Annotated in this window: 28 protein-coding genes and 2 pseudogenes; 14 read left to right on the top strand and 16 right to left on the bottom strand. The window is 70.1% G+C overall.

The annotated features are described in order from the left end of the window. Positions 1-19: 19 nt before the first annotated feature. The gene (locus ABZS69_RS51640; RefSeq protein WP_355387764.1) at positions 20-685 is read right to left on the bottom strand and encodes a hypothetical protein; all 666 of its coding nucleotides are present in this window, start codon (positions 683-685) and stop codon (positions 20-22) included. Positions 686-835: 150 nt separating this feature from the next. On the opposite strand from ABZS69_RS51640, the gene ABZS69_RS51635 reads away from it, so the two are divergent. Next, the gene (locus tag ABZS69_RS51635) at positions 836-1,075 is read left to right on the top strand and encodes a hypothetical protein (protein ID WP_355387761.1); all 240 of its coding nucleotides are present in this window, start codon (positions 836-838) and stop codon (positions 1,073-1,075) included. Positions 1,076-1,128: 53 nt separating this feature from the next. Here ABZS69_RS51635 and ABZS69_RS51630 read toward each other — a convergent pair whose 3' ends face one another. From ABZS69_RS51630 to ABZS69_RS51620, 3 genes are all read right to left on the bottom strand, one after another. After that, a complete protein-coding gene (locus tag ABZS69_RS51630; protein ID WP_355387758.1) occupies positions 1,129-1,623 on the bottom strand; it encodes a carbonic anhydrase in 495 nt (164 codons plus the stop codon). An 83-nt stretch (positions 1,624-1,706) separates the two neighbouring features. Next, the gene (locus ABZS69_RS51625) at positions 1,707-2,021 is read right to left on the bottom strand and encodes a hypothetical protein (protein ID WP_355387756.1); all 315 of its coding nucleotides are present in this window, start codon (positions 2,019-2,021) and stop codon (positions 1,707-1,709) included. A gap of 181 nt (positions 2,022-2,202) precedes the next feature. Further along, entirely contained in the window at positions 2,203-2,955 is a 753-nt protein-coding gene (locus ABZS69_RS51620) for a helix-turn-helix domain-containing protein (protein ID WP_355387753.1), read from the bottom strand. A gap of 83 nt (positions 2,956-3,038) precedes the next feature. Here ABZS69_RS51620 and ABZS69_RS51615 point away from each other — a divergent pair, with 83 nt between their 5' ends. After that, the gene (locus tag ABZS69_RS51615) at positions 3,039-3,956 is read left to right on the top strand and encodes an NmrA family NAD(P)-binding protein (protein ID WP_355387750.1); all 918 of its coding nucleotides are present in this window, start codon (positions 3,039-3,041) and stop codon (positions 3,954-3,956) included. A 104-nt stretch (positions 3,957-4,060) separates the two neighbouring features. On the opposite strand, the gene ABZS69_RS51610 is transcribed toward ABZS69_RS51615, so the two are convergent. Genes ABZS69_RS51610 through ABZS69_RS51580 form a run of 7 tightly spaced genes read right to left on the bottom strand, consistent with a single transcriptional unit; the run spans position 4,061 to position 11,150 of the window. Next, positions 4,061-4,834, bottom strand: a complete 774-nt coding sequence (locus ABZS69_RS51610) for an alpha/beta hydrolase (RefSeq protein WP_355387747.1) — start codon at positions 4,832-4,834, stop codon at positions 4,061-4,063. 1 nt (position 4,835) lies between these two features. Then, on the bottom strand, positions 4,836-5,747 hold the full coding sequence (locus ABZS69_RS51605; RefSeq protein ID WP_355387744.1) for an ATP-binding cassette domain-containing protein: 912 nt from the start codon (positions 5,745-5,747) through the stop codon (positions 4,836-4,838). Next, entirely contained in the window at positions 5,744-6,622 is an 879-nt protein-coding gene (locus ABZS69_RS51600) for an ABC transporter ATP-binding protein (RefSeq protein ID WP_355387741.1), read from the bottom strand. The genes ABZS69_RS51605 and ABZS69_RS51600 overlap by 4 nt, the downstream gene beginning before the upstream one ends. Then, positions 6,606-7,472, bottom strand: coding sequence for an ABC transporter permease (locus ABZS69_RS51595; RefSeq protein WP_355387738.1), 867 nt, complete (start codon positions 7,470-7,472; stop codon positions 6,606-6,608). The genes ABZS69_RS51600 and ABZS69_RS51595 overlap by 17 nt, the downstream gene beginning before the upstream one ends. Continuing rightward, positions 7,469-8,503 (bottom strand): ABC transporter permease, encoded by a 1,035-nt coding sequence (locus ABZS69_RS51590; protein WP_355387735.1) that lies wholly within the window; start codon positions 8,501-8,503, stop codon positions 7,469-7,471. Before ABZS69_RS51590 ends, ABZS69_RS51595 begins: the two co-directional genes overlap by 4 nt. A gap of 11 nt (positions 8,504-8,514) precedes the next feature. After that, positions 8,515-10,041 carry an ABC transporter substrate-binding protein gene (locus tag ABZS69_RS51585; RefSeq protein ID WP_355387732.1) on the bottom strand — a complete coding sequence of 509 codons (1,527 nt, stop codon included), beginning with the start codon at positions 10,039-10,041 and terminating at the stop codon, positions 8,515-8,517. 5 nt (positions 10,042-10,046) lie between these two features. Then, complete coding sequence (locus ABZS69_RS51580; RefSeq protein WP_355387729.1) at positions 10,047-11,150, bottom strand: LLM class flavin-dependent oxidoreductase; 1,104 nt, start codon at positions 11,148-11,150, stop codon at positions 10,047-10,049. 208 nt (positions 11,151-11,358) lie between these two features. On the opposite strand from ABZS69_RS51580, the gene ABZS69_RS51575 reads away from it, so the two are divergent. The 9 genes and pseudogenes from ABZS69_RS51575 to ABZS69_RS51535 all read left to right on the top strand — a co-directional run bounded on the left by ABZS69_RS51575 (position 11,359) and on the right by ABZS69_RS51535 (position 18,382). Then, positions 11,359-12,258 (top strand): LysR family transcriptional regulator, encoded by a 900-nt coding sequence (locus ABZS69_RS51575; protein WP_355387727.1) that lies wholly within the window; start codon positions 11,359-11,361, stop codon positions 12,256-12,258. Then, the gene (locus tag ABZS69_RS51570) at positions 12,258-12,770 is read left to right on the top strand and encodes a cupin domain-containing protein (protein ID WP_355387724.1); all 513 of its coding nucleotides are present in this window, start codon (positions 12,258-12,260) and stop codon (positions 12,768-12,770) included. Before ABZS69_RS51575 ends, ABZS69_RS51570 begins: the two co-directional genes overlap by 1 nt. A gap of 8 nt (positions 12,771-12,778) precedes the next feature. Then, positions 12,779-14,380, top strand: coding sequence for a rhodanese homology domain-containing protein (locus ABZS69_RS51565; protein ID WP_355387721.1), 1,602 nt, complete (start codon positions 12,779-12,781; stop codon positions 14,378-14,380). A 301-nt stretch (positions 14,381-14,681) separates the two neighbouring features. Beyond that, entirely contained in the window at positions 14,682-14,909 is a 228-nt protein-coding gene (locus tag ABZS69_RS51560; RefSeq protein ID WP_355387718.1) for a hypothetical protein, read from the top strand. Positions 14,910-15,108: 199 nt separating this feature from the next. After that, positions 15,109-15,189 (top strand): putative leader peptide, encoded by an 81-nt coding sequence (locus ABZS69_RS51555; protein WP_355387855.1) that lies wholly within the window; start codon positions 15,109-15,111, stop codon positions 15,187-15,189. Between the two features lie 66 nt (positions 15,190-15,255). Next, complete coding sequence (locus ABZS69_RS51550) at positions 15,256-16,203, top strand: TauD/TfdA family dioxygenase (protein WP_355387715.1); 948 nt, start codon at positions 15,256-15,258, stop codon at positions 16,201-16,203. A 182-nt stretch (positions 16,204-16,385) separates the two neighbouring features. Next, positions 16,386-17,212 (top strand): annotated as a pseudogene (locus tag ABZS69_RS51545) (sulfatase-like hydrolase/transferase). Continuing rightward, positions 17,203-18,138: an ornithine cyclodeaminase family protein gene (locus ABZS69_RS51540; protein ID WP_355387712.1), complete on the top strand. Its 936-nt coding sequence runs from the start codon at positions 17,203-17,205 to the stop codon at positions 18,136-18,138. Before ABZS69_RS51545 ends, ABZS69_RS51540 begins: the two are co-directional and overlap by 10 nt. A gap of 115 nt (positions 18,139-18,253) precedes the next feature. Next, the gene (locus tag ABZS69_RS51535) at positions 18,254-18,382 is read left to right on the top strand and encodes a hypothetical protein (protein ID WP_355387709.1); all 129 of its coding nucleotides are present in this window, start codon (positions 18,254-18,256) and stop codon (positions 18,380-18,382) included. A 229-nt stretch (positions 18,383-18,611) separates the two neighbouring features. Here the strand turns inward: ABZS69_RS51535 and ABZS69_RS51530 are convergent, their stop codons facing one another. The 5 genes from ABZS69_RS51530 to ABZS69_RS51510 form a co-directional block, all read right to left on the bottom strand. After that, on the bottom strand, positions 18,612-19,010 hold the full coding sequence (locus ABZS69_RS51530) for an Rrf2 family transcriptional regulator (RefSeq protein ID WP_355387706.1): 399 nt from the start codon (positions 19,008-19,010) through the stop codon (positions 18,612-18,614). A gap of 11 nt (positions 19,011-19,021) precedes the next feature. Continuing rightward, on the bottom strand, positions 19,022-19,885 hold the full coding sequence (locus tag ABZS69_RS51525; protein WP_355387703.1) for an ABC transporter permease: 864 nt from the start codon (positions 19,883-19,885) through the stop codon (positions 19,022-19,024). Then, complete coding sequence (locus ABZS69_RS51520) at positions 19,882-20,688, bottom strand: ABC transporter ATP-binding protein (RefSeq protein WP_355387700.1); 807 nt, start codon at positions 20,686-20,688, stop codon at positions 19,882-19,884. The genes ABZS69_RS51525 and ABZS69_RS51520 overlap by 4 nt, the downstream gene beginning before the upstream one ends. Positions 20,689-20,700: 12 nt before the next feature. Further along, complete coding sequence (locus ABZS69_RS51515) at positions 20,701-21,765, bottom strand: ABC transporter substrate-binding protein (protein ID WP_355387698.1); 1,065 nt, start codon at positions 21,763-21,765, stop codon at positions 20,701-20,703. A gap of 106 nt (positions 21,766-21,871) precedes the next feature. After that, the gene (locus ABZS69_RS51510; protein ID WP_355387852.1) at positions 21,872-22,522 is read right to left on the bottom strand and encodes a lanthionine synthetase LanC family protein; all 651 of its coding nucleotides are present in this window, start codon (positions 22,520-22,522) and stop codon (positions 21,872-21,874) included. On the opposite strand from ABZS69_RS51510, the pseudogene ABZS69_RS51505 reads away from it, so the two are divergent. The 3 genes and pseudogenes from ABZS69_RS51505 to ABZS69_RS51495 all read left to right on the top strand — a co-directional run. Then, positions 22,403-22,720 (top strand): annotated as a pseudogene (locus tag ABZS69_RS51505) (glycine betaine ABC transporter substrate-binding protein); the annotation flags it as partial. The gene ABZS69_RS51510 and the pseudogene ABZS69_RS51505 overlap by 120 nt on opposite strands. Then, positions 22,618-23,244, top strand: coding sequence for an LUD domain-containing protein (locus ABZS69_RS51500; RefSeq protein ID WP_355387849.1), 627 nt, complete (start codon positions 22,618-22,620; stop codon positions 23,242-23,244). The pseudogene ABZS69_RS51505 and the gene ABZS69_RS51500, both read left to right, overlap by 103 nt. Positions 23,245-23,372: 128 nt before the next feature. Beyond that, positions 23,373-24,431: an LLM class flavin-dependent oxidoreductase gene (locus ABZS69_RS51495; protein ID WP_355387695.1), complete on the top strand. Its 1,059-nt coding sequence runs from the start codon at positions 23,373-23,375 to the stop codon at positions 24,429-24,431. Positions 24,432-24,482: the final 51 nt, after the last annotated feature.

Raw genomic sequence — 24,482 nt, 5'->3', positions numbered from 1 at the left:
ATCTCGGTGCCGGTGTTCATCAGGAGGTTACGGGCGGCCCGGGCGGTCCACGATCCGGTGGGTTGGCGGTGATGCCGAGTAGGTGGGCCCGGCGGCTGCCGTGTTCGAGCATGATCAGGGCATATAAGCGTGTGAGATCGACGGTGTCCACATGCAAGAAATCCACAGCGACGATGTGCTCGGCCTGGGCCGTCAGGAACTGCTTCCACGTCGGCCCGCTGCGGCGCGGAGCGGGGTCGATCCCGGCCCGGTTCAAAATGTTCCAGACGATCGAAGCGGCGATCTTGTGGCCGAGACGGGTGAGTTCACCGTGGATGCGCCAGTGGCCCCGCCTCGGGTTCTCCGCGGCCGTGCGCAGGATGAGGATCTTGACCGCGGCCGAGGTGGGTGGCCGCCCAGGACGGCGACGATTGCTGTAGTCCCAATTCTTCGCCACGAGGTTGCGGTGCCAGGTCAGCAACGTGGCCGGGGTTATCGAGAAGATCTTCGCCCAGCGATGGCGAGGGATCAGCTGCGAAAGCGCCGCCAACCACAGACGGTCGGCCGTTTCGTAGCGCACCAGCGGGATCTGTCGGCGTAGGACCGCGTTCTGATGGCGTAGGACCAGCAGTTCCGCATCCTTGGAGGCACTCCTCCGTAGCAGCAGTGCGGGCAAAGACAGCAGATGGCGGGTGACGGCGTACACCGTGGACAAGATCACGAGACATGATCCCAGGCGGCCCGAACCAGCCACTCAGCGCCACACCACTTCCGTCCACCGAACGAGGGCCTCTGCCCTGAAAGCGATTCGAGTTCTTGAGCCCCACAGGTCAGCGCGCTGGACGTCACCACCCGCGTGCGCCTGGTGGAGTTGCTGCGCGAACTGAAGGCCGCCAGGGACCTGACGGTGGTGATGGTCTCGAACGACCTGGCCGTGGTCGCCGCCCTGTGCGACGAGATCGCCGTGCTCGACCGTGGGCAGATCGTGGAGCGGGGAGAGAGCGCCGACGTGCTCGGCTCGCCCCGCCATCCCCACACGCGCCGGCTCGTCGCGAGCATGCCGCGCCTGCGCCGGAGCGCCGACCCGCCGCGCTGAGCGTCGAGGTGATCGAGGCCGGACGTGGCACCGGCGACTCATGGCCGATACGGCTACGGCTTGACCTCGCTGAGCCGCCCGGTCGTGACGTCGTAGACGAACCCCCTGATCGCGTCCTTGTGCGGGATGAACGAGTCCTCCCTGATGCGCCGGATGGATTGGAGCACGTCCTCCTCCAGGTCGGTGAAGGCCTCGGCGGCCCAGTCGGGCTTGATGCCGACGTCGTCGTAGACGTCCTGTTTGAAGCCGTCGTCGGTGAAGGTGAGCATGCCGCAGTCGGTGTGATGGATCAGGACGATCTCGCGCGTGCCCAGCAGTCGCTGACTGATGGCCAGGCTGCGTCGCTCGCCCGCCGTGATGACGCCGCCCGCGTTGCGGATAACGTGAGCGTCGCCCTCCCGCAGGCCGAGCAGACCATAGACGTTGAGCCTCGCATCCATGCAGGCCACCACGGCCACCCGTTTGGCGGGCGGCAGGGCGAGCGCCCCGTGCTGGAAGGACTCGGCGTAGCGTTCGGCGTTGGCGACCAGCTCGTCGGTGATGCTCATCGGACCTCCCCTTACCGGTGCTCCCACCATTACCAACAATTCAGGTCTGGTCAACCGGGATTGTGGTGCTCGGAACCCGGAGGTCAGCGCAGCTCGGCGCGAATGACCGGCACCACCTCGGCGAAGAAGCGCTCCAGGTGGCCCCGCGTGGTGGCGGCGTCGGTGAAGAAGAAGCCCTCGAAGCCGACGCCGAACAGGTCGTTGCCGAAGTCGGCGTGCAGGGCGAGCAGCTTGTCGGTGATCTGCGCCGGGCTGCCGATCAGCGCCGAGCCGCGGGCGACGAAGTCCTCCAGGCTGTCGTAGGGGAAGCCGTTGCTCGCGGCGACCGGTTGCCGGCGAAAGCGTTCGAACGCCGGGCGGGCCAGCTCGTAGGCGTCCTGGGAGCGGGTGGCGATCACTGGCGAGTGGGCGCCCAGCCCAAGGGGGATCGCCGCGGGGTCGTGGCCGTGGTGCGTGCCGCTCCCCCACGCCGAAACCGTCGTAGCCGACGCGCTCGGCCCACCCGGCGAGCTCGACCGTAGCGCGTAACCGGTCGTGCTCGCTCTCCCCGGGCAGCGACAACGCCGGATCCCGGTGTCGCTAATCGGCGAGGCGGCGCCGGTGAGCCCGCTGGCGGCACGTCGGACTGCAGTAGCGGGGTGGCCGCCCGGTAGCCCGCTCCGGCAGCGGCGCCCCGCATTCCCCGCAGTGCCGCGGAGCGGAGGTTTCGTGACGTGACGGCGAGGACGAGTAACGAAACGACTCGGGTTTCGTGACGGTACGGGCACGCAACCCGTCCACCAGCAACCGCACCAGCCGCGCGCCGCGGACCTGGTCCCGATGCGCAGCACGCAGGGCGGCACCGCCGACAGTGAGCGCCGACAGATCGTCCACCCGTACGTCGGCGCGTACCACGCCTGCCTGTCTCGCGTCGTTCAGCAGGCGCTCCAGGGCTTCGTGGAACCGCCGTCCCGCGGCGGCCAGCACGGCGCGCGGCCAGCTCCGGTCACCGGTGAGCGCATCGCACACGTGCTGGCGGCCCGCCGACTTCTCGATCACTTCGAGCAGGAAGCCGAACAGCGCGTCACCGGGAGCGGCGCGGGCGCGCCAGCGATCGGCGGCGGCCACCAGAGCGTCGAGGTGCTCGGCGAGCACCGCCTCGAGCAGGATGTCCTTGCTCGGGAAGTGCCGGTAGACCGTGCCGGCGCCGACCCCGGCGCGCCGCGCGATACGGCCGAGCGACGCCTCGGGCCCTTCCTCGGCGAACACCCGCACCGCTGTACGGAGCACGAGCTCCCGGTTGCGGCGGGCATCAACGCGCCCGGCGGGCGCTGCGAGCGGCGCTGCTGTCATGTCACGAAATCCTTGTCTGCGACGGCGAAACGGGTGGAGCATTCCGGACCGAGCCAGTATCTCCCACATCTCCGGAGGGCACCATGACCACCGCCACACCAACCGGCGCCGACGCTCCGATCCTCATCACCGGCGCCACCGGCAAACAGGGCGGCGCCACCGCCCGCCGACTGCTCGCCGAAGGCCGCAAGGTCCGCGCGCTGGTGCGCGACCCGGCCGCGCCGGCCGCCGCCAAGCTGGCCGCCGCGGGTGCCCAGCTCGTGCGCGGCGACTTCGACGATCCGGCAAGCCTGCCACCCGCGCTCGACGGCGCCGCCGCCGTGTTCGGCGTGCCGCCGGTGGCCTACGGGCCGGCCGGACCGCAGACGGAGCTCGAGGTGGCCCGCGGCAGGGCGCTGATCGACGCCGCGGCCAGGGCGGGGATCGAGCAGGTCGTGTTCAGCACCGTCGCCTCCCTTTCGACCGCATCGCGGTGGTCGGAAAGCAAAGTGCTGATCGAGGAGTACCTGCGCGACCACGTCGCGCTGCCCACCGTGCTGCGCCCGGTCCGGTTCATGACGAACTATCTCGGCGTCGGCGTCGTCCGCATCGACGGCATCTCCCCTGATGGCGTGCACCGGCACCTCTTCCCGCCGCACGAGCCCATGCAGGTCATCGCGCTGGAGGACATCGCCGAGTTCGCCGCGCTCGCGTTCGCGGACCCCGCCCGGTTCGCCGGACGCACCTTGGAACTGGCCGGCGACGAACCGACCCCGGTCGAGGCCGCCGCCGCGATCGGTGCGGCCACCGGCCTCCCGATCCGGTACGAGCAGCTCACCGACGACGAGACCGCCCGGCTCGGCCCGGAGATCGCCGAGACCAGGAAGCGCTGGGAGGCCGGTCAGCGCTGGCACGCCGACATCGAGGCATTGCGCGTCATCCACCCTGGCCTGCGCACCCTCGCCGACTGGCTCGCCGAATCCGGCGCCGCAGCCATCCGCGCCCACGTCACCGCCGCATGACGGTCGCCGACGCCGTGCTTCCCGCGATCGGCGAGCTGGTAATGCGAACCCGGTGATCCCGGCGTGCCGCGCCCACGTACCCCCCTGCAACGTGGCCGCAGGGGTCACCAGGCGCTTGTCTCCACGGTGACGGCCGGAATCAGCTCGTTGCGCAGTGCTTCCAGGAACGTGACGATCTCGGCGGCGACCGAGCGGTGCTGCAGGTCGTTGAGCACATCGTGGTGGGCGCCGCGCACGACGCTGAGCCGTGCCCTCGGCAGCGTCTTGGACGCCCGCGCGATCGCGTCACGGTCCGCCAGCGGATCGGCGTCCCCGACCAGCAGCAGTTGCGGGATCTCGGCGGCGCTCTCGTACGCCGCGTCCAGCAGGTCCTGGGGCACGGCGCCGGCCAGTGCGCCGCGCTCCACGGCCGCGTCACCGGTCAGGACGCCGCGGTGCGTAGGACAGTGGGTCCGGATGTCCAGCTCGTCCTCCCACTTGCCGCCGGCCCGCGAGCCCTGGCCGGGCAGGCCGGCGAGCACGGCCGCCTGCGGCCACCAGGCCGTGGCGGAGAAGGGGTCTGCGAGCAGGGCGGCCAGCCCGGCGGCGCCCAGGTCGGAGCCCACCAGCACCAACGGGCGCGGCAGCCCGTCCGGCGCCTCGGCCGCGATGCCCTCGACGGCCTCCGACAGCCGCCGGGCGAGGGCGTCCAGGAAGGGCGCGACGGCGGCCGGGTCGGCGGCCGGCAGGTCCACGACCCGCACCCGGTACGCGTCACAGGCGAGCCGCGAGCCGAGGCGCGCGTAGGTCGCGCGTGTCTCGCCGCGGCCCGGCACGACGATGACCGTGCCTCTGGTCCGCAGCCCCTCGGGGGCGTGGAAGTCGGTGCTCTGCGTCATGTCATGCTCCAGAGATCTGAGGGATGTCAGCGGAATGCGCCGCAGGAGCCCAGGCCGCTGCTGCCTGGGCGGAGGTGGAGGTGAGGCCGCGCACTTCATCGCGCAGGGCCCGCCGCGACTCGGGGTCCGGCGGCTCCTCGTCCCGGATCGACGGCACGGACGTCAGGAGCAGGCGGGTGTACGGGTGCCGTGGGGCCAGGAAGATCTCCTCCGTGGTACCCGTCTCCACCACCTGCCCGTGGTAGAGCACGACGACGCGGTCCGCCACGCCGCCGAGCGAGCCGAGGTCGTGGGTGATCAGCAGTACGCCGATGTCGCGAGTCTCGCGCAGGCGCAGCAGGAGTTCGATGATCGTGATGCGCGTCGAGGCGTCGAGGGCGCTGACCGGCTCGTCGCAGATCAGCAGCCGCGGGTCGACCGCGATCGCGCGCGCGATCGCGACCCGCTGCCGCTGGCCGCCTGAGAGCTCGCCGGGGTGCTTGGGCAACAGGTCGAACGGCAGAGAGACGAGCTGCGCGACCTTCTGCGCGGCCTCCTGCAACTCGGCGCGACCGTACCCGCCGCGCACGACGAGACCCTCGACCAGCGTGTCGAACACGGTGCGTTCGGGGTCGAGGCTGCGCAGCGGGTCCTGGAAGATGTACTGCACGGCGCCGCTGCGGCGGAACGCCCGCAGCGCGCCACCGCGCAGCCCGCCGACCTCGCGCCCGTCGATCGCGACAGCGCCGCTCTGCGCCTGCACCAGGCCGAGCACGGCCCGGGCGAGCGTGGTCTTCCCCGAGCCGGTCTCGCCGATCAGCCCGACGATCTCACCGGGTGCCACCGTGAGGTCGACGCCGTGCAGGATCTCCGTGCGCCTGCGGCCGCGGCCGAGTGCGACGTGCAGCTCGGAGACGTCGAGCAGCGCGGTCATCGTCGGCTCCTCTGTTCGCGCACCCGGTCGATCCCGAAGCGCTCGTGGTTCTCGATCAGTTCACGCGTGTACGGATGACGCGGCGCGCGCAGCACCTGCCGAGTGGGTCCCGCCTCGACGATGCCGCCGTCGCGGAACACGTGGACTGTGTCGCACATCTGCGAGATCACGGCCAGGTCGTGGGAGACGACGATGAGGGTGAGCCCCCTGTCGCGGCGCAGTTCGGACAGGAGTTCCAGCACCTCGGCCTGCACGGTCACGTCGAGAGCCGTCGTCGCTTCGTCGGCGATCAGCAGTTCGGGGTCAGCGGTGATCGACATCGCGATCAGCACCCGCTGCAGCATCCCGCCCGACAGCTCGAAGGGATACTGCGAGTAGACGTGATCGGGGCGGCGCAGCCCCATGGCGTGCAGCAGCTCGACGGCCCGGGATCGTGCTGCCCGGCGGGTCAGCCCGACCTTGACGCGAAGCACCTCGGCGAGCTGCGCCCCGACGGTGATCGACGGGTTCAGGAACGAGGCGGGGTCCTGGAACACGGCCGCGAGATCGGTGCCGCGCAGGCGCGCCCTCTCTGCGGCCGGCAACGCGGTCAGCTCCATGCCCCTCAGGTTGATCTCACCCCCGGTGACCTGTACGCCGGCGGGCAGCAGTCCCAGGACGGCGCGGCAGGTCAGTGTCTTGCCGCTGCCGGACTCGCCGACCAGCCCGACGGCTGAGCCGCGGGGGATGTCGAGATCCACGCCGTGCACGACCTCGGAGCCATCGGCGACGCTCACGTGCAGCCCGCGTACGGACAGCAGCGTCTCCCGGCCGGGCTCGCCCGCGGCATCCGCGACCGTGCGAACCGCCGTCGTGGAGTCAGGTGAGACGGACACGGCGCGCTCCTCTTCTCATCAGCGTTCGTGCACGCCCGCGATCGCCGCTGGTGTCCCTGATCGCGTCGGCGAGCAGGTTGAGGGCGCCGACGGTCGCCATGATGAACAGGGAGGGGAACACCGGGCCGTACGGCCTCTGCGTCAGGTAGCCGAGGTCACTCGCGACGATGCCGCCCCAGGTGGGCTCGGGCGGCACGACGCCGATGCCGAGGAAGGTCAGCGACGAGACGATCAGGAGGCCGCCGGCGGTGGCGTTCGCGGTGGTCACGACGAGCGTCGGCAGGATCTTCGACCACACGTGTGTCCGCAGCACCCGCCACGTCGAGGCCCCGAACAGCTGCGCGGCGGTCACGTACTGCGCGTTCGCGTGGCTGAGGGCGGCGGCCCGGGTGATGCGGTAGAACGACGGCGCGAGCAGGATGCCGACGGCGATCATCGCCTGGTGGACGGCGTTACCGAGCAGCGCGGCCACCGCGATGGCGAAGATCAGGAAGGGCAGCGCGATGAGCCCGTCCATGACCCGCAGGGTGATCCATTCGTAGACGCGCCCGAGGTACACGGAGGTGATGCCGGGCACGACGCCGATGACGAGACCGATGCCGACGGCCTCGAAGGCGGTGAACACCGACCGCGGTGCGCCGGCCAGGACCCGGCTCAGTACGTCGCGGCCGAGATAGTCGGTGCCGAACCAGTGTGCCGCGCTCGGCGGTTGGAGGATCTCGGCGCTGTTCTTCAGCGGGTCGTACGGCGCGAGGAAGGGGCCGACCACCGCGAGCAGGAGCACGGCCGCCAGCACGATCGCCGCGATGGCGCCCGCGCGGGTGCGCAGGGCGTCGGTGATGGTCCTCATATCTCCCTCCGGGCGGCGGGGCGCAGCTTGACCAGCAGGACGTTGACGAGCGCGGACGAGATCAGCACGACGCCGATCGTCACGAGCAGGGCGCCTTGTACGACGGGCACGTCGCCCCCGAGCGCCGCGGTCTTGGTGAGTTCGCCGATGCCCGGCAGCGCGAACACGGTCTCGACGATGACGGCTCCGCCGATGAGCCGTGGCACATGCATGCCGAGCACGGCGACCGCGGGGCCGGCGCCGTTGCGGAGCGCGTGGACGAGAACGATGCGCCACCCCGGCAGACCCCGCACCCGCGCCCCCACGATGTAGTTCTCGTGCAGAGTGTCGGCCATCCCGGTCCGCAACTGGCGGGCGACGTCCGCCGCGGCGTCCAGGCTCAGCGACACGCTCGGCAGCAGGAGGAAGCTCGCCCAGGTCAACAGCCCGTCGGACGGGGGCACCCAGCCGCCCGAGGGCAGCACCGGCACAAGCAGCGAGAACACCGTGATGAGGGCGATCGCGGCGACGAATCCGGGGACGGTCGCCAGCACGGAGGTGACGACCGTGACGGTGCGGTCCAGCCAGCCACCCTGTCTGACGGCGGCGAGGATGCCGAAGACGCCGCCGAGCACGACGGCGATGAGCAGTGCCCCGACGGCCACGGACAAGCTCACTGGCAACCGCTCGGCGATGCTCTGCGCCACGGGGATCTTCGTGAACCATGAGGAGCCGAGGTCACCGTGCAGGGCGTTCCACAGCCACAGCACGTAGCGCAGCAGCAGCGGCTTGTCGAGCCCGAACGCCTCGCGCATTCTCGCCACGTCGGCAGAAGTGGCGGAGTCGCCGAGCACGACCGAAGCGGGGTCCTGTTTCGTCAGCCCGCCGAGCATGAAGGTGATGAAGGTCGAGACGAGCAGCACAGGGACCGCGATCAGCAGGGCCCGGCCAAGGGCGACGACGGTCCGTGCGAGGGCCGTCAGCACCGGCCCGGACGAGGCGGAGTCCACTGCTGTGGTGGTGCCTGCCGCCCGGCCGGCTGCGTCACGCACGTTCAACGTGGTCACTTGTCTACCCAGACGCCCTCGAAGCGCTGGATGTCCACCCAGTTCTGCAGGCCATGCACCTTGGGGCTGTGCGCCGCGAAGCGCGTCACCGTGAACAGGAACACGTTCGGCATGTTCGTCACCGCGATCTTGGTGGCGTCCTGGATCGCCGCCGGGTAGGCGGGATCGGTCAGGGCGTACCCGCTCGCCTTCGCGACCGCCGCGGGCAGCGCCGCGGGGGTGGTCTTGCCGAGGTTCATCAGACCCTGCGCTCCGAACAGCACCTGCAGCGCTTGCACCGGCGACTGGCGGGCGTTGAACTGGTCGAGCACGAACGGGTACCTGCGCGTGATGTAGTTGTTGACGCCCGGCGTCTGAACGGTGAGCGTCGTGCGGATGCCGGCGGCATTCAGCTGCTGCTGGATCAGTTCACCGACAGGGTCATCCGCCTTGCCCAGCGCGAGCTGGATATCGATGCCGTTCGGATATCCCGCCTCGGCCAGCAGTTGCTTCGCCGTGGCCACATTGTGCGGGTAGAGGTTGTCGAGCTCCGGGTTGTTGGCGACGTAGCCCTTGGGGAACGGCTGCCAGACCGGCTGGCCGTACCCGAAGTTGGCCGTTTTGACCAGTGCCTGCCGGTCGATCGCCGTGCTGATCGCCTGAACAACCTTGGGGTTGTCGAACGGCTTCACGGCGTTGTTCACGTCGAGGACGCGGACCGGCAGCACATTGGTCGTCTCGACGGAAAAGCCGGCGGCCTTGACCCCGCTGACCTGTGATGCGGTGAGGTCGGCGATGTCGAACTGGCCCGAATGGAGGCCCGCGACCGCGACGGACGGGTCAGGCGTCGGCTTGAGGATGAAGTTCGTGACGAGAATCTTGTCCGCGTTCCAGAACGTGGGGTTCTTCACCAGCGTCGCCTGCGAGCCGGGCACGTAACTCTTCAGGATGAAGGGTCCGGCGCCGACCGGCTGGGTGGCCAGATTCGTGGCGTCCTTCGACGCCGCCGTACTGACGATCTGCCCCGTCTTGCCTGACAGCAGCAACGGGATCTGATAATCCACCTGGGTGAGATGCAGCGTCACGTCGGTGGCGCTGTCGGCGGTGATGCTCTCGACGGTGGCCAGTTGCGGCGCGATCGTCGAGTCCTTCGCGGTCTTGCCGCGCTCCAGGCTCGCCTTGACGGCGGCCGCGTCGAGCTTAGTGCCGTCGGAGAAGGTCAGGCCCGGCCGAAGGTGGAAGGTGACCGAGCGGCCGTCCTTGGCATACGTCCACGACTGCGCGAGGCCGGGCTGGGCCTCGCCCTTGGCGTTCACCTCGGTGACTCCCTCATAGAGGAGAGTCAGCGCGTGGACGTCGTTGCCCACCGCGGAGGTCACCGGGTCCCAGGTCGACGGCAGCGACCATCCCCATGTCAGGGTGTCGCCGCGCTGGCCGACGGCGGACACGGCGACGCCGCCGCTGATGGATGCCTGGGAGGCGCAGCCTGTGAGCACGAGCGCCGCCACGCCGGCGATGCCGGCGGCCTTGAAGCCCTTTGCCACGCTCATCACCTCGGCCCTGCGGCGATGAGGGCTTCCTCGCGGGAGGCCGCACCGATGCGCAGCAGCGGGACAAGCTCCTTGCCCCAGTCACGCACGTCCTGCAGCGGGTCGAACCCGCGGATCAGGAAGTTGCGGATGCCGAGGTCGTAGTACTTCAGCAGGGCGTCGACGACCTGCTGGGGCGTGCCGACCAGAGCGGTCGAGTTGCCGCCGCCGTCGGTCAGTTGAGTGACGCCGAACCAGAGCCGCTCGTCGTGCACGAGCTTCTCGTCCGCCTCGTCCTTCAGCCGCTTCGCACCGACTGCCGCGTTCTCGCCGCGCCCGATCCGCCACGCCCCACCACCACTTTGGGCGAGGTTGTCCTCGAAGGCGCGGCGGATTCCGTCGGCCTTCTCCCAGGCCGCGTCCTCCGTTTCGCCCACGATCGGACGTACGGACAGGGAGAAGTCGATCTGGCGACCGTGCTGCGCGGCCTCGGTGCGGATCAGTTCGATGCGTTCGCGCGTCTGCGCCAAGGGCTCACCCCACAGGGCGTAGACATCGGCCCAGCGGCCGCCCACCCGGATGGCGTCGTCGGACTGCCCGCCGAAGAAGATCGGCACCTGCCCATGAGGCTTGACCGAGCTGAACGCACCCTCGAAGCGATAGAACTCCCCCTCGTGGTCGAAGGGCTCGTCCGAGGTGAGGGTGCGCCGCAGTACCTCGATGAACTCCGCGGTGCGCCGGTAGCGTGCTTCCTTGCTCTCGAAATCTCCGTCGCGCCGCTGATCGGTGTCGCTGCCGCCGGTGATGTGGTGGATCGCGACGCGGCCCGCGCCGGTGAGGTTGTCCAGCGTCGCCAGCTTCCGCGCGGTCAGGGTGGGCTGGATGAATCCGGGCCGCTGGGCGATGAGAACGCCCAGGCGCTCGGTGTTGTAGAGCACGTGGGCGGCCGCGGCGAAGCCCTCGGGCGAACTGGCGCTGTGAGCGACGAGCGCGCGGTCGAAACCGGCCTCCTCGTGAGCGCGGGCGAAGTCGGCAAGGTAGCCGGCGTCGACGACCGGCCCCCGCCAACCGGCGCTTTCCGAGCCGTGGGTGGTCGAAACCATCCCCAGGATCTGGATCGACAAGGTGCGAACCTTTCAAACGTGTGGACTGAGCTTGATGTGTCAGTGGGCTGATGCCGGTTTCAGGGGGCGCGGAGGGCACCGCCGTTCACACCCGTCAGCCTGCGGTGTTGCCCGCCGGACTGTCCAACGACGCTTTCTAATCACGACCCATCACGTCACGCGATAAATACCCTTACAGCAGGTAGGGATAATAGGTATACTTCCGGGCATGAACCGTACGCTGGACATCGCTCCGTTGCGCAGCTTCGTCGCTGTCGCCGACGCCGGCGGCTTCCAGCGCGCCGCCGATGCCCTGCATCTCAGCCAGGGGGCGGTGAGCCAGCACGTCCGCCGACTGGAGTCCGCGATCGGCCGCCCGCTGGTGGAGCGTCGCGGCCGCGGTTCCCGGTTCACCGCCGACGGCGAGAAGCTGCTGAGCCTGGCGCGAGGCATCCTGGCGCTTCATGACGAAGGGCTGCGGAGCTTCGACTACGAGGCCCGCGGGACGATCGTCATCGGCTCGACCGAGCATGCGGCAGCCCAGTTGCTGCCGCATCTGACGACCACCCTCGACGGGTCGGCACCCCGCTACGGCGTCAAGTTCAGGATCGACCGCGGAACCAAACTTCGCGAGAGCTTCGCGACCGGACGCATCGATCTGGCCCTGCTCATCGGCCCCGCCGATGACCCGCGTGCCACGCCGGTCGGTGACCTGGCCCTCACCTGGTACTCCGCTCCTGGATGGATGCCACCGAGGCAGGGCGAGCCGCTTCCTGTCGTCGCCTTCGACAATCCCTGCGCACTTCGCGATCGTGCCCTCGCGACCCTGTCGCACCACTCGATCCCGGTCGCCATCGCCGCGGAGGCCAACCAACTGGCCGGCGTTCAGGCCGCCGTCAGCGCCGGTGCGGGGGTGGCACTGCTGGCGACTCTTGGACAGACCCCGGAGGGCCTCGTTCCCCACGACGATCTGCCGAGGCCGAAGCCTCTGCCGCTGGCGCTGTGGACTCGTCAGGGTGTCGCGCCGGCAGTCGCCGAGCGCGTGTCGGATGCGCTCCGCCGCCTTCTGACGACCCCGGTCCTGACCCAGGTACCACCGCACGACTTCGTCCTCGCCAAAGGAGCCTGATGCCTGTTCAGCCGCCCGACGCAACCGGCGGAGGCCTTGTCCGCACGCCCAGCGGCGTCCTCGTGCCCGCCGACATCGACCCGTTCCATCGGACCCTGCACCATGTCGCCCCGAGTGGCCTGATCGGCCAGACCTCGCAGACCTCGGGGATGAAGCGACTCGAGGCCATCAGCGGCAAGACGGTCGGTGCCGAGAACCTCTGGATGGGCCAGACCCATGTCGCCGCGTCAACGGCGTCGGGCAACCACCACCACGGGGCATCCGAGACCGCGATCTATGTCGTGTCCGGGCATCCTGCCTTCGTGTTCCTGGACGTGGAGGGCGACGAACCGGTGGAACACCGGATCCAGACCAGTCCCGGCGACTACATCTTCGTGCCGCCGTTCGTCCCGCACCGCGAGGAGAACCCCGACCCGGAGACCGAAGCCGTCGTCGTCATCGCCCGCACGACCCAGGAAGCGATAGTCGTGAACCTCGGCGGACTCAACTGGTCCGAAGTCAAGATCCGCTGAGCCGGACGATGCGGGCTCAGCCGACCGAAGCCACCGGCATCCCAGCCTCGCAGGTGCGCGCGCTGCTGCTGCGCCGCGACGAGGTCGTCATCGCCGACGTGCGCGAAGAAGCCGTGTACGCGCAGGGACACCCGCTGTGGGCCGCCAACTTCCCCCTCTCCCGGCTGGAGTTGGACGCCTGGCGGCGCATCCCCCGCCGGGAGACCCTCATTGTCGTCTACGGCGACGCGGACGCGCCCGCACATCGGGCGATCAACGTCCTGCGGCAGCTCGGCTACTCCCGGGCGCACGCGCTGCTGGGCGGGCTCGACGGCTGGATCGCCTCCGGCGGCGAGATCTTCCAGGACGTCAACGTGCCCAGCAAGGCATTCGGCGAGCTGGTCGAGTCGATCAACCACACACCTTCCCTGACCGCACAGCAAGTACAGGCACTCATCGACTCCGGCAAGCCTCCCGTCATCGTCGACGCGCGCCGCTTCGACGAGTTCCACACCATGAGCATCCCCACCGCCACCAGCATGCCCGGCGCGGAGCTGGTACTGCGCGTACGCGAGCTCGCCCCCGATCCCGCCACCCCCGTCGTCGTGAACTGCGCCGGGCGCACCCGCAGCATCATCGGCGCCCAGTCCCTGATCAACGCCGGCCTGCCCAACCCCGTGGCGGCGCTACGCAACGGCACCATCGGCTGGACCCTCGCCGGGCAGCGACTCGACCACGGAGCGACCAGAACTGCGCCGCGCACCGTGGCGGAGTCACACCATTGCCTCTCCCTCGCCGGCGCCCGCACCATCGGCCGGCGCGCCGGCGTCAGATTCATCCGCACCAGTGACCTCCCCGGCCTGCACCGCCCTGACCGCACCACCTACGTCTTCGACGTCCGCTCAGCGGCCGAATTCGCCGGCGGACACCTCGACGGCTCCCGCCACGCCCCCGGCGGGCAACTCGTCCAGGAGACCGACCACTACGCGCCGGTGCGCGGCGCCCGCATCGTCCTCGTCGACGACGACGGGGTCCGCGCCGCGATGACCGGATCGTGGCTCGCCCAGATGGGCTGGGACACCTGGGCGATCAGCCCCGCCGCCCCCGAGGACCTCACCCGGCAAGGCGAGGAGCCCGCTCCCCGCCCAGAGCCGCCCCCGGTCGACACCATCGACCCGGCGACCTTGCATACCTGGCTGGGCGCCTCCCAGCCCCACACGGTCGTCATCGACGTCGCACCCAGCCGGGGCTACGCCGCCGGGCACATCCCCGGCGCCTGGTACGCCATCCGAGCGCAACTGCCCGCCGCGCTCGACGCGATCGGCCCTGCGACCCGGTTCGTCGTCACCTCACCGACCGGCGTGCAGGCGCGCTTCGCCGCGGCAGACCTACGCCGGCTCACCCCCGCGCCGGTGTTCAGCCTGGACGGCGGCACGGCGGCCTGGCGCACCGCCGCACCACTGGAATCGGACCCGGCGCGCTACGCGGTCGATCCGGCCAACCGGTACCGGCGCCCGTACGAGGGCACTGACAACGCCCGGACGGCCATGGAGGCGTACCTCGCGTGGGAGTTCGGTCTGGTCGAGCAACTCGAGCGGGACGGCACCCACCACTTCCGGGTGGTCCAGTGAGCCGTGCGCCAGAGGCGATCCGGCAAGCCGTGCCCACGGCGACATCCTCATGACCCTGGCGGGCATCATCCTCGTCGCCGTCAGATGGTCCTCGGCCCGCTCGACGTCTTCGGCGGCGGCCTCGGCCACCTGGGCCAGAGTCTGGCCGGTGGCCGGGTTGGGGTGGCGAAGGTTTTGCCGGAGGCGGCGTCCACCCACCGGCCGAGATCGGCCAGGGCGGCGGGGGGTGATGTCGGCGAAGGCGGTGATGGGGCCGTCGAGGTGGACGCGGACGTTGTCGCCGTGGCGTTCGATGCCCCCGATGGTGGCTTGCCACTGGTTGCGCGGGCTGCCGTCGGGGCGGGAGCGGTACACCGCCACGGCCGCCGGTGCGACCTTCACCGGCCCGCTGCTCACCGACGTCCTGAAGCCGACCGATCCGCGCATCGACCCCGGCGTCAAGAACGCGCAGCTACGCCTGTTCGTCACCGCCACCGGCTCCGACGGCTACCGCGCCACCGTGGCCTGGGCCGAGCTCGACCCCGCCTGATCGCTCCCGCTGCAGCGGCGGCCGAACGGCACCGACCGAGAGCAGGAAAAGGGTGTGCGCATGTCATCAGGAATACCGCGATGGGTCGGAGTGCCGGCCGCCGCAGTCGTCCCCATCCGCCTCCTCCGAGCCCCACGAAGCCGAAAGCCAAATATTTCCTACTTGACATACATGAATTATTGCGCGCAAGATCTGGCTTGTGAAGAGAAGCGAGCTTCTGGTGGCTCGCCTCCACGTCGATCTGCGACGTCAGGCGAGCGCGCTCTGTCCCATGCGGTGACCCTCAGGGTCCCGCCATCCCCTGATTCCGTTAGGACACCAAACAACGCTTCAGGAGCGCTTCACCATGCCCATCCTCACCATCGAGCGCGTCGCCGGGCACATCGGCGCCGAGATCAGCGGCGTCGACCTCGCCCGCCCCCTCGACCCCACCACGGTCGAGGAGATCCGCCAGGCCCTGCTCGCCCACAAGGTGGTCTTCTTCCGCGGCCAGACCCTCGACCACGGCTCGCAGATCGCCTTCGCCCGCCAGTTCGGCGAGCTGACCCACGCCCACCCGCACGAGGACGCCCCGCCGGAGGAGCACCCGCAGATCCTCACCATCGACCCGCGCCGCTACGAGGAACGCTACGGCGCGAACTACCGCGAGCTGTACCGCAAGCGGAAGTACTCCTACTACTCCGGCTGGCACACCGACGTCACCGCCGCAGTCAACCCGCCCGCAGCCTCGATCCTGCGTGCCGAGACCGTCCCCGAATTCGGCGGCGACACCCAGTGGACCAACCTGGTCGCCGCCTACGAGGGCCTGTCCAAGCCGCTGCGCGACTTCGTGGACGGGCTGCGTGCCGAGCACCGCTTCCTCGCTGGCTACCAGACCACCGACGAGGACGGCAAGCTGCTCAAGCGGATCAACGACAACCTGCTGGTCTCCGTGCACCCGGTGGTGCGGGTGCATCCCGAGACCGGCGAGCGGGCGCTGTTCGTCAACCCCGGCTTCACCGACCACATCGTCGGCCTCTCCGCCCTGGAGAGCCGCCGCGTCCTGGAGCTGCTGTACGAGCAGATCACCCGCCCCGAGTACACCGTCCGCTTCCGCTGGCAGCCCGGCAGCCTCGCCTTCTGGGACAACCGGGCCACCGCCCACCTCGCCCCGTCCGACCTCGACCACCTCGACGTCCAGCGCACCCTGCACCGGGTCACCCTGATCGGCGATCGCCCGGTCGGCCCGGGCGGGTTCGTCTCCGAGATCGTCGCGGGGCGCGAGTTCCGGGCCGAGTCCCTCGTCGTCGCCTGACGACCTGACAACGTGCGGGCGGGGCCATCGGGGTGCCCCGCCCGCGCACCACCTCGAACGGAGCGCGTAGGGCCTTTCACGGACACGTCGGCAGGACCGTGGCCGAGTCCACTTCGTGGTGGCCGGAACCGGTCCGCGCCCCCGCGGGCGCGCCCAACATCGTCTTGGTGCTGCTCGACGACATGGGCTTCGCCGACATCGGGCCGTACGGCTCCGAGATCGACACGCCGACCCTGGACCGGCTGGCCGCGCGCGGCCTGCGTTTCACGAATTACCACGCCCCCCGCTCTGCTCCCCCTCCCGCGCCAGCCTGCTGACCGGCCTCAACCATCACCGGGCCGGGTACGCCTACGTGGCCAACGCCGATCCCGGCTTCCCCGGCCACGCCTTCGAGATCGCCGACGACATGCCGACGCTGCCCGAGATCCTGCGCGGCGCCGGGTACGCCACCTTCGCGGTCGGAAAATGGCACCTGACGAAAGACGCCACGATGCACGACGGAGCTCCCCGCGCCTCCTGGCCGACGCAGAAGGGCTTCGACCGCTTCTACGGCATCCTGGAGGGGCTGACCTCGCTGCACCATCCGCACCGCCTGGTCCGCGACAACTCCCCGGTCGAGATCGACGCCTATCCCGAAAACTACTACCTGACCGACGACCTCACCGACCAGGCGATCGGGATGATCAAGTCGCTGCGGACGCACGACGCCCGCAAGCCGTACTTCCTGTATCTGGCGCATCCGGCGGTGCACGGCCCGCTCATGGCCAAGCCCTCCGACATCGCGAAATATCGGGAAAAGTACGCCAAGGGCTGGGACGCGCTGCGCGAGGAGCGGTTCGCCAGGCAGCTCTCCGACGGGCTCTTCCCTGCGGGCACCGCGCTGCCGCCCCGCAACTCCGAGCCCTTCCACGACGTCGCCGCCTGGGATTCGCTCCCCGCGGAGGAGCGGGAGCTGTTCGCCCGCTCTCGGCCGCCCGCGCGGGGCGGTAGCTTCGCGGCATGCTCCTGATCACCCAGTCGGAAATCGAGCGGCTGCTCACCTCTACCGACTACATCGACCTCATCGAGGACGCCTTCGCCGCCTACGCCCGCGGCGACACCTCCCCGAGCCGCCTCGCCCACCTCGACAGCCCGCCCGGCGAGTTCCACATCAAGGCCGCCGGGCTCGACGGCGTGGTCGCCGTCAAGATCGGCGCCTGCTTCTACGACCGGCCCGCGACGCTGGGGCGACCGAGCATCGTCGGCGTCATCGCGCTGTTCGACGCGGGAAACGGCGAGCCGCTGCTGTTCCTGGAGTCGGCCACGGTCACCCGGCTGCGCACGGCCGCGGCGACCGCGGTGGCCGTACGCCACCTGGCCCTGCCGGACGCCGCCACCCTGGCGGTCCTCGGCACGGGCGCCCAGGCCGCCGCCCACATCACGGCGATAAGGGCGGTACGGCCGATCGAGCGGGTCGTGGTGTGGGGCCGCGACCCGGCCAAGACGGCGCGATTCGCCGGAGAGCATGACGCCGTCGCCGCCCGCACACCCGGCGAGGCCGCGCTTGAGGCCGCCGTCGTCGTCACCCTCACCCCGTCCACCAGCCCACACCTGGGCCTGGCCGATGTGCGGCCGGGTGCGCTGGTGGCGGCCGTGGGCTCGGACGCGCCGGCCAAGCGCGAGCTCCACGACGACCTGCTCGGTGCCGCCACCCTGGTCACCGACGTCACCCACCAGTGCGCCGAGGTCGGCGAGCTCCACCACCGCCCTTCGACGCCGGTCAAGGCCGAGCTGGGCGAGATCGTGATCGGGGTGAAGGCGGGACGCGAGCGGGCCGACGACATCGTGGTCTTCGACTCCACCGGCACCGCCGTCCAGGACGTGGCCGCCGCCCAGGCCCTCTACACAGCCGCGCTGAAGAACGGCACCGGCCGCCCGCTCCCCCTGTGGGACTGACCCGGTCACCAAATCCCGGGAAGCACAGCGGACGGCACGGGAATGGCGGGGAAGGGTTGTCGAGCGGGGACCGTCGGCGGGTACACGTACGACGACGAACGTCGCGGGACAGATCGTGGTGCCGGTCCTCGTCGCCCGCAGCGAGGGCCGTATCGACGAGGCGGTGCTCAACGCTCCCCCGCAGCCGCTCGACGAGTCTCCGGCGAGCGGGCCGCGCCCCTCGGGCGAACCGGCGATCGCCTAACGTTCTCACCCGAATGAAGAGATGGGGCGAACCGAGCGCAGGGGCCGCCCCGTCGTCTCTTGCATGTCCCAGGAGGCGGCTCCGCTGTCTCGAGCGCGTGGCGAGCGTAGGCGCGCACGTCGGCGTCCGGATCCGACAACGCCGCAGTGAGCGCGGCGGTGACGTGCGGCTCGCCGCACCCCGCGCGCCGACCGTGATGTCCGGACCGGGCGCGCCGGGCGTCGTCGTGTCACTGGGTGCCCACGGATCCGCGGGCGATGTCGGCCAGGGTGATGTCGGTCAGCATCTTCTCCTCTTGGTCGCGCAACGCGGTCCATACCTCCGCCAGCGGGCTCGCGACGCCGGGATAGCCGCCGTGGTCACCGCCCTCGGAGACGCCTTCGACGGTCATCACTATGTCGGCCAGCGTGATCTCGTCGGCGGGCCGGGCCAGCCAATAGCCGCCGTCCGAGCCGCGCTGGCTGTGCAGCAGGCCGGCCCGGCGGAGCTGGAGGAGGATGTTGTCCAGGAACTTGCGTGGAATGCCCTGAGCCACAGCGATCTTCTCGGCCGGCATCGGGCCCGGTGGCGCGGCGGCCAGTTCGGCCGCGGCGCGCAGCGCGTACTGGGTTCGGGCGGAGATCCGCATGGTCGCCCGGGTCAGGTGCTCACCTGCTGCAGACCCCAGCGGCGGCGCAACGCGTCGTCCGCCACGCCGAAGACGCGGTCCACCACGATGCCGATGACCAGGATGATGATCATGGTGGCGAGCAGGCCTGGTGAGTCGGCCAGCTCGCGGGCGTAGTGCAGCTGCTCGCCGAGTGAGGCCTGGTTGGCGATGATGACCAGCAGCTCGCCGGCCATCAGCGAACGCCATGCGAACGCCCAGCCCTGCTTGAGCCCGGCCAGGAAGGACGGCAGCGAGGCGGGCAGGATCACGTGGCGATAGAGGGCGAGCCGGCGGAAGCCGAGCATGTGCCCGGCGCGCAGCAGGATCGGCGGCGTGTAGTCCACCCCGGTGATCAGGCCGTTGGCGATGGACGGCGCCGCCCCCAGCACCACGACGAACAGGATCGCGCTCTCGCTCAGCCCGAACAGCAGGATGGCCAGAGGGAACCAGGCGATGGACGGCATCGTCTGCAGGCCCGTGATCAGAGAGCCCACCGCGCGTCGCAGCGGCCTGATCCGCGAGACGAGCGCGCCGACCACCATCCCGACCGCGATGGCCAGGGCAAAACCGGTGACCGCGCGCCGCATGGTGACCGCCAGGGCCGTGTAGAACTCGGGATCGCCCAGCCGGTGGCCGAGCTCGGACAGCGTGGTGACGGGTCCGGCGAAGACGTACTCGGGCCACCAGCCCGCCCATACCACCGCCTGCCAGATGACCAGCACGATGGCCACGGCGGAGACCATCGGCCACAGCGCCGACCAGACGCGGGAGGCCAGGCTGGTGCGGCGGCCGGTGCCCAGCTCCAGCGCGTCCAGCCCGGCGATCTGCCGGGCGTGGGTGTCGGTGACGGTCATCTCTGGCCCTCCTCGCGGGCGTGGCGCATGACCTCCTGGCGGAGGCGGTCGGTGATCTGACTCGCCAGCGCAGCCACCTCTCCTGAGTCGGTGCGGCGGGGCCGCTCCAGGGTCACGGGGAAGTCCTCAACCACCTGGCCCGGGCGGCTGGACAGCAGCACGACCCGGTCGCCGAGCCGTACGGCCTCACGCACGTTGTGGGTGACGAACAGGACGGACAGCGCACGTTCCCGCCAGATGCGCTCCAGCTCGTCGTGCAGCAGGTCGCGGGTCATCGCGTCCAGGGCGCCGAATGGCTCGTCCATCAGCAGCACGTCGGCGTCCTGAGCGAGCGCCCTGGCCAGGGCCACCCGCTGGCGCATGCCGCCGGACAGCTCGTGCGGCCGCTTCCTGCCGAACCCGCCGAGGTGGACGATGTCGAGGAACTCCGCGGCCCGGTCCCGGCGCTCCCGTTTGGGCACGCCCTTGGCCCGCAGCGCCATCTCCACGTTGGCCGACACCGTCAGCCAGGGGAACAGCGCGGGTTCCTGGAACATCAGCGCGACCCGGCTGCCGTCCACGTCGATCCGTCCGGCCGAGACCCGGTCCAGCCCGGCCACCAGCGAGAGCAGGGTGCTCTTGCCGCAGCCGGAGGCGCCGAGCAGGCAGACGAACTCGCCGGGGGCGACCGACAGGGAGACCTGGTCCAGAGCCAGCAGGCCGGTGCGGCCGTGGCCGTACATCTTCGAAACGGCCTCCAGCCGGATCGCGGGCTGCTGCCCATCGATCCGGCCGGCGGCCTGCTCCGTCAGCGGAGCGGACATCGGGAGTACCCCCTACTTGTCGGAGATGGCCTGCTGGCCCTGGGCGGCGAGGACCTCGTTGAGGACCTTGAGGTCATAGATGCCGTTCAGGTCGACCGGGTCGAGCAGGCCGACCTTCGTCGCGTGCTCGGCGCTGGTCACCAGCGACGAGGCGATCGGGTCGTTGGTGAAGGTGATGTTCTTGAACGCGCTGTCGAGCACTTCGGGCTTGAGCGGCTTGCCGGTCAGCTTCTGCAGGGCCGCATTGGCTGTCGTCGCGGCGCCCGCCGGGTCGTCGTTGATGAATTTCGTGGCCTCGACGTGCGCCTCGATCAGCTTCTTGAGCAGGTCGGGGTGTTCCTTGGCCCACTGCTGGCGGACGATCAGGTGAGTGATCACGAACTGCTTGTTCGGCCACAGGTCGCGCTCGTCCACCAGAACCTTGCCGCCGCTCTCCTTGATCAGGCGGCTGGCGAACGGCTCGGGCACCCAGGCGCCGTCGATGTCGCCGGTGGCGAAGGTCTGAACGGTCTGGGAGTTTTCCTGGGGGACAATGGAGACGTCGCCGCCACCCTTGGTGTCGCTCTTGAGCCCTTTCTCGGTCAGCCAGTAGCGCAGCGCAACGTCCTGGGTGTTGCCGAGCTGCGGGGTGGCGATCTTCTTGCCTTTGAGATCCTCCACGGAGTTGATCTCTGGCTTGACCACGAGGAACACGCCGCCCGACGCCGCTCCGGCGACGATCTTGATGGCCTGGCCCTTGGACTTCGACCAGGCGTTGATGGCCGGATTGGGACCGATGTAGGTGGCGTCGATGGCGCCCGAGAAGACGGCCTCGATCGCGGCCGGGCCCGCGTTGAACGTACTGGTCTTGGGCGCGGCGCCCAGATGCTTGGCGTAGATGCCCTTCTCCACACCGACCAGTGCGGTGGCGTGCGTGATGTTGGGGAAGAAACCGAGCCGCACCTGCGTGGTGTCGGCTCCACCGCCGCTCTTGGCGCTCGTGTCCGTGGAGCCCGTACCCCCGCAGGCGGCCGCCATGGAAGTGAGCGCCAGGGCGGCCAGGGCGGCTGCCATTCCACGAACCTTGCGAGCGTTCATCACTTCTCCCTATTTCCCACTTATTTAGTGGCTTTAGTGTGTTTATAGAAGCGAGGAAGGGTGCTCGTCAAGTCGGCAGAAGGGTCAGACCACCCTGACCGGAGTCTCACGCGGGAAGTACGGCCAACGGCACAGGGATCGCGGGGAACGGGTTGTCAGGCAGGAGTAGAACCCGGCGCGCCCGGTCCGGCTGCCCGGCCGCGTCCAGATGGAGCAGGGCCGCGCCAATGCCCGCCGCACCGACCATGTAGCCGGTGTCCGCGCTCACCTCGCCGGGCCGCACCCGCCGATATGCCTGGTACCAGCGGTAGCCGCGTCCGTCATGGTCGGTGGCGCGGGCGACCAGATCCGTGGCGAGGGCGCGGGCGAACTCCAGGCAGGAGGCCCGCCCGGTGACCGCCCACAGCCCGACGAACAACTCCACCAGGCCCGCCGTGCCGCAGCACTGGCAGGCCACGTTCCAGTAACCGTCGGTCCTGCGCGGCGGGGCGGCGCTGTCGATGCCGTGCGCCAGCCGTTCCATCCAGTCCAGGTCACCGGGGTCGCCCGTCACCCGGTACAGCTCGTAGAACATCCTGGCCACCCCGGCCGCGCCCGAGCAGAAGCCGGCGTAGCGCAACTCGCGCGCCTGCGGCACGTGGTGCGGCACCATGGCCCGCCGGTCGCCGACCACGCTGATCTCGCGGACGAAGCCGGCCCCGCTGCGCGCGGCACCCAGGAAGCGCTCGTCGCCGGTCACCCCGTACAGGCGCGCCAGGAGAAACGCGGTCTGCTCGCCGCGCTGCAGGAGGCCGGACTGGCCGAGTCCGACGTCACGGTCGTCGATCTGGAGCCGCCGGACATCCAGGCCGCCTGGACGCGCGGCGACATCGACGCCGCCTACGTCTGGACGCCGGTGCTCGGCGAGCTGCGCAAGACCGGCAAGGTGCTCGTGACCAGCAAGGAGCTGGCCGCCAAGGGCAAGATCACCGCCGACCTGGCCGTGGTCCGCACCCAGTTCGCCACCACGTACCCCTGCTTCCCCGCGATGAGAGCGTGTTCACCACCTCCAGCGAGACGCTCCGGCTGTCCGGCATCGCAGCCGACATCGACGACTCCGGCGAGTTCGCCTCCGTACGGGTCCAGGCCGGCGACCTCGGCGACGACGCGCAGACCCGCATCCGCCTGGGCGCCACTCCCGACGTCGTGGTCGGCAGCGCGCACGCGGTGACCGAGGACGGCCATCTGGTCGTCGCCTCGGCGAGCGGCAGCCGGCTCGCGCCGTACGCCTCGGGCGCCCGCAAGGCCATCTGGGTGATCGGCGCCCAGAAGGTGGTGCCGGCCCTGCGCCGGATCCGCTCCTACAGCCTGCCGCGGGAGCACCTCCGCCTCCAGGAGCTCGGCCAGTCGTCGTTCATCGGCAAGATCCTCATCCTGGAGCGGGAGGCTCTTCCGGAGCGCGGCACGATCGTGCTGGTACACGAGCCGATCGGCTTTTAGGGGAACGCAGCACCGCGCCAAGGCCCAGTAGGAAAGCGATGTCGAGCTCGCCTGGAGTGTTGAAGCACCACAATCTACACTTTACCTACATGAAGAAGGGGTTTTTTGACAGAACGGAAGAGCCGCTGATGAGCCTCCAGTTCCTCTGGTACATCCCGAACCAGGCGCAGCCCGGTCACCGCGGCGACAACGTCGTGGAGAACCACAACAGCCTGGAGACCCTCACCAACCACGCCAAGGTCCTCGAGGAGCACGGGTGGGGCGGGGCGCTCATCGGCACGGGCTGGGGACGGCCCGACACCTTCACGGTCGCCACCGCGCTGGCCGCGCGGACGACGACGTTCCAGCCGCTGATCGCAGTCCGGCCCGGCTACTGGCATCCGGCCAAGTTCGCCTCCGCCGCCGCGACCCTGGACCATCTCACCGGGGGACGGGTGCTGATCAATATCGTGTCGGGCAAGGACGACCTGGCGGCGTACGGTGACAGCGAAGGTGACCAGGCCCACCGCTACGCCCGTACCAAGGAGTTCCTCCAGATCGTGCGAAAGCTGTGGACCGAGGAGAACGTCACCTACCACGGCGAGCACTTCAGCGTCACCGACTCCACCGTCGTGCCGCGAACAGCCATCGGAGACGAACGCAGACACCCTCGGCTCTACTTCGGTGGCGCCTCCGAAGCCGCCGAGAAGGTGGCCGCCACCGAGGCCGACGTCCAGCTCTTCTGGGGCGAGCCACTCACCGGCGTCGGCGAGCGGATCGAGCGGCTGAAGCACCTCGGTGAGAAGCTCGGACGCGAGCACCCTCCGCTGGAGTTCGGGCTGCGCATCACCACGCTGGTGCGCGACACCACCGAACAGGCCTGGGCCGACGCCGAGGCCAAGGTCGCCCAGATGGCGAAAGGCAGCATTGCCCGCGACCCGAACTGGTTCACCGCCGTCGGCCAGCAGAGGCTGATCGACCTGGCCGCGCGCGGAGAGGTGCTCGACGACAACCTCTACACCGCCCCCGGCAAGTTCGGCGGCGGCGGCGCCGGCACCACCTGGCTGGTCGGCTCGGCCGAGGACGTGGCGAAGTCACTGCGCAAATACCAGGCACTCGGCATCACCCACTTCGTGCTCTCCGACACCCCCTACCTGCCGGAGATCAAGCGCCAGGGCGACCAGCTCCTACCGCTGTTGCGGGCATGAGCACCCGCGCCTGCGGCGTGCCGGACCCTCGCCTGTGACGACCGGCTTCGA

Source organism: Nonomuraea sp. NPDC005650, from assembly GCF_040605375.1.
Classification (GTDB): Bacteria; Actinomycetota; Actinomycetes; order Streptosporangiales; family Streptosporangiaceae; genus Nonomuraea.
This window is presented reverse-complemented; position numbering and strand designations above follow the sequence as displayed.

Coding starts and splice junctions, on each gene's coding strand:
- ABZS69_RS51565 (WP_355387721.1), top strand. CDS start 12,779: ATGCGGGCTCAGCCGACCGAAGCCACCGGCATCCCAGCCTCGCAGGTG.
- ABZS69_RS51495 (WP_355387695.1), top strand. CDS start 23,373: ATGAGCCTCCAGTTCCTCTGGTACATCCCGAACCAGGCGCAGCCCGGT.
- ABZS69_RS51595 (WP_355387738.1), bottom strand. CDS start 7,472: ATGAGGACCATCACCGACGCCCTGCGCACCCGCGCGGGCGCCATCGCG.
- ABZS69_RS51520 (WP_355387700.1), bottom strand. CDS start 20,688: ATGTCCGCTCCGCTGACGGAGCAGGCCGCCGGCCGGATCGATGGGCAG.
- ABZS69_RS51570 (WP_355387724.1), top strand. CDS start 12,258: ATGCCTGTTCAGCCGCCCGACGCAACCGGCGGAGGCCTTGTCCGCACG.
- ABZS69_RS51550 (WP_355387715.1), top strand. CDS start 15,256: ATGCCCATCCTCACCATCGAGCGCGTCGCCGGGCACATCGGCGCCGAG.
- ABZS69_RS51630 (WP_355387758.1), bottom strand. CDS start 1,623: ATGAGCATCACCGACGAGCTGGTCGCCAACGCCGAACGCTACGCCGAG.
- ABZS69_RS51540 (WP_355387712.1), top strand. CDS start 17,203: ATGCTCCTGATCACCCAGTCGGAAATCGAGCGGCTGCTCACCTCTACC.
- ABZS69_RS51620 (WP_355387753.1), bottom strand. CDS start 2,955: ATGACAGCAGCGCCGCTCGCAGCGCCCGCCGGGCGCGTTGATGCCCGC.
- ABZS69_RS51575 (WP_355387727.1), top strand. CDS start 11,359: ATGAACCGTACGCTGGACATCGCTCCGTTGCGCAGCTTCGTCGCTGTC.
- ABZS69_RS51515 (WP_355387698.1), bottom strand. CDS start 21,765: ATGAACGCTCGCAAGGTTCGTGGAATGGCAGCCGCCCTGGCCGCCCTG.
- ABZS69_RS51525 (WP_355387703.1), bottom strand. CDS start 19,885: ATGACCGTCACCGACACCCACGCCCGGCAGATCGCCGGGCTGGACGCG.
- ABZS69_RS51605 (WP_355387744.1), bottom strand. CDS start 5,747: ATGACCGCGCTGCTCGACGTCTCCGAGCTGCACGTCGCACTCGGCCGC.
- ABZS69_RS51560 (WP_355387718.1), top strand. CDS start 14,682: ATGGTGGCTTGCCACTGGTTGCGCGGGCTGCCGTCGGGGCGGGAGCGG.
- ABZS69_RS51615 (WP_355387750.1), top strand. CDS start 3,039: ATGACCACCGCCACACCAACCGGCGCCGACGCTCCGATCCTCATCACC.
- ABZS69_RS51610 (WP_355387747.1), bottom strand. CDS start 4,834: ATGACGCAGAGCACCGACTTCCACGCCCCCGAGGGGCTGCGGACCAGA.
- ABZS69_RS51530 (WP_355387706.1), bottom strand. CDS start 19,010: ATGCGGATCTCCGCCCGAACCCAGTACGCGCTGCGCGCCGCGGCCGAA.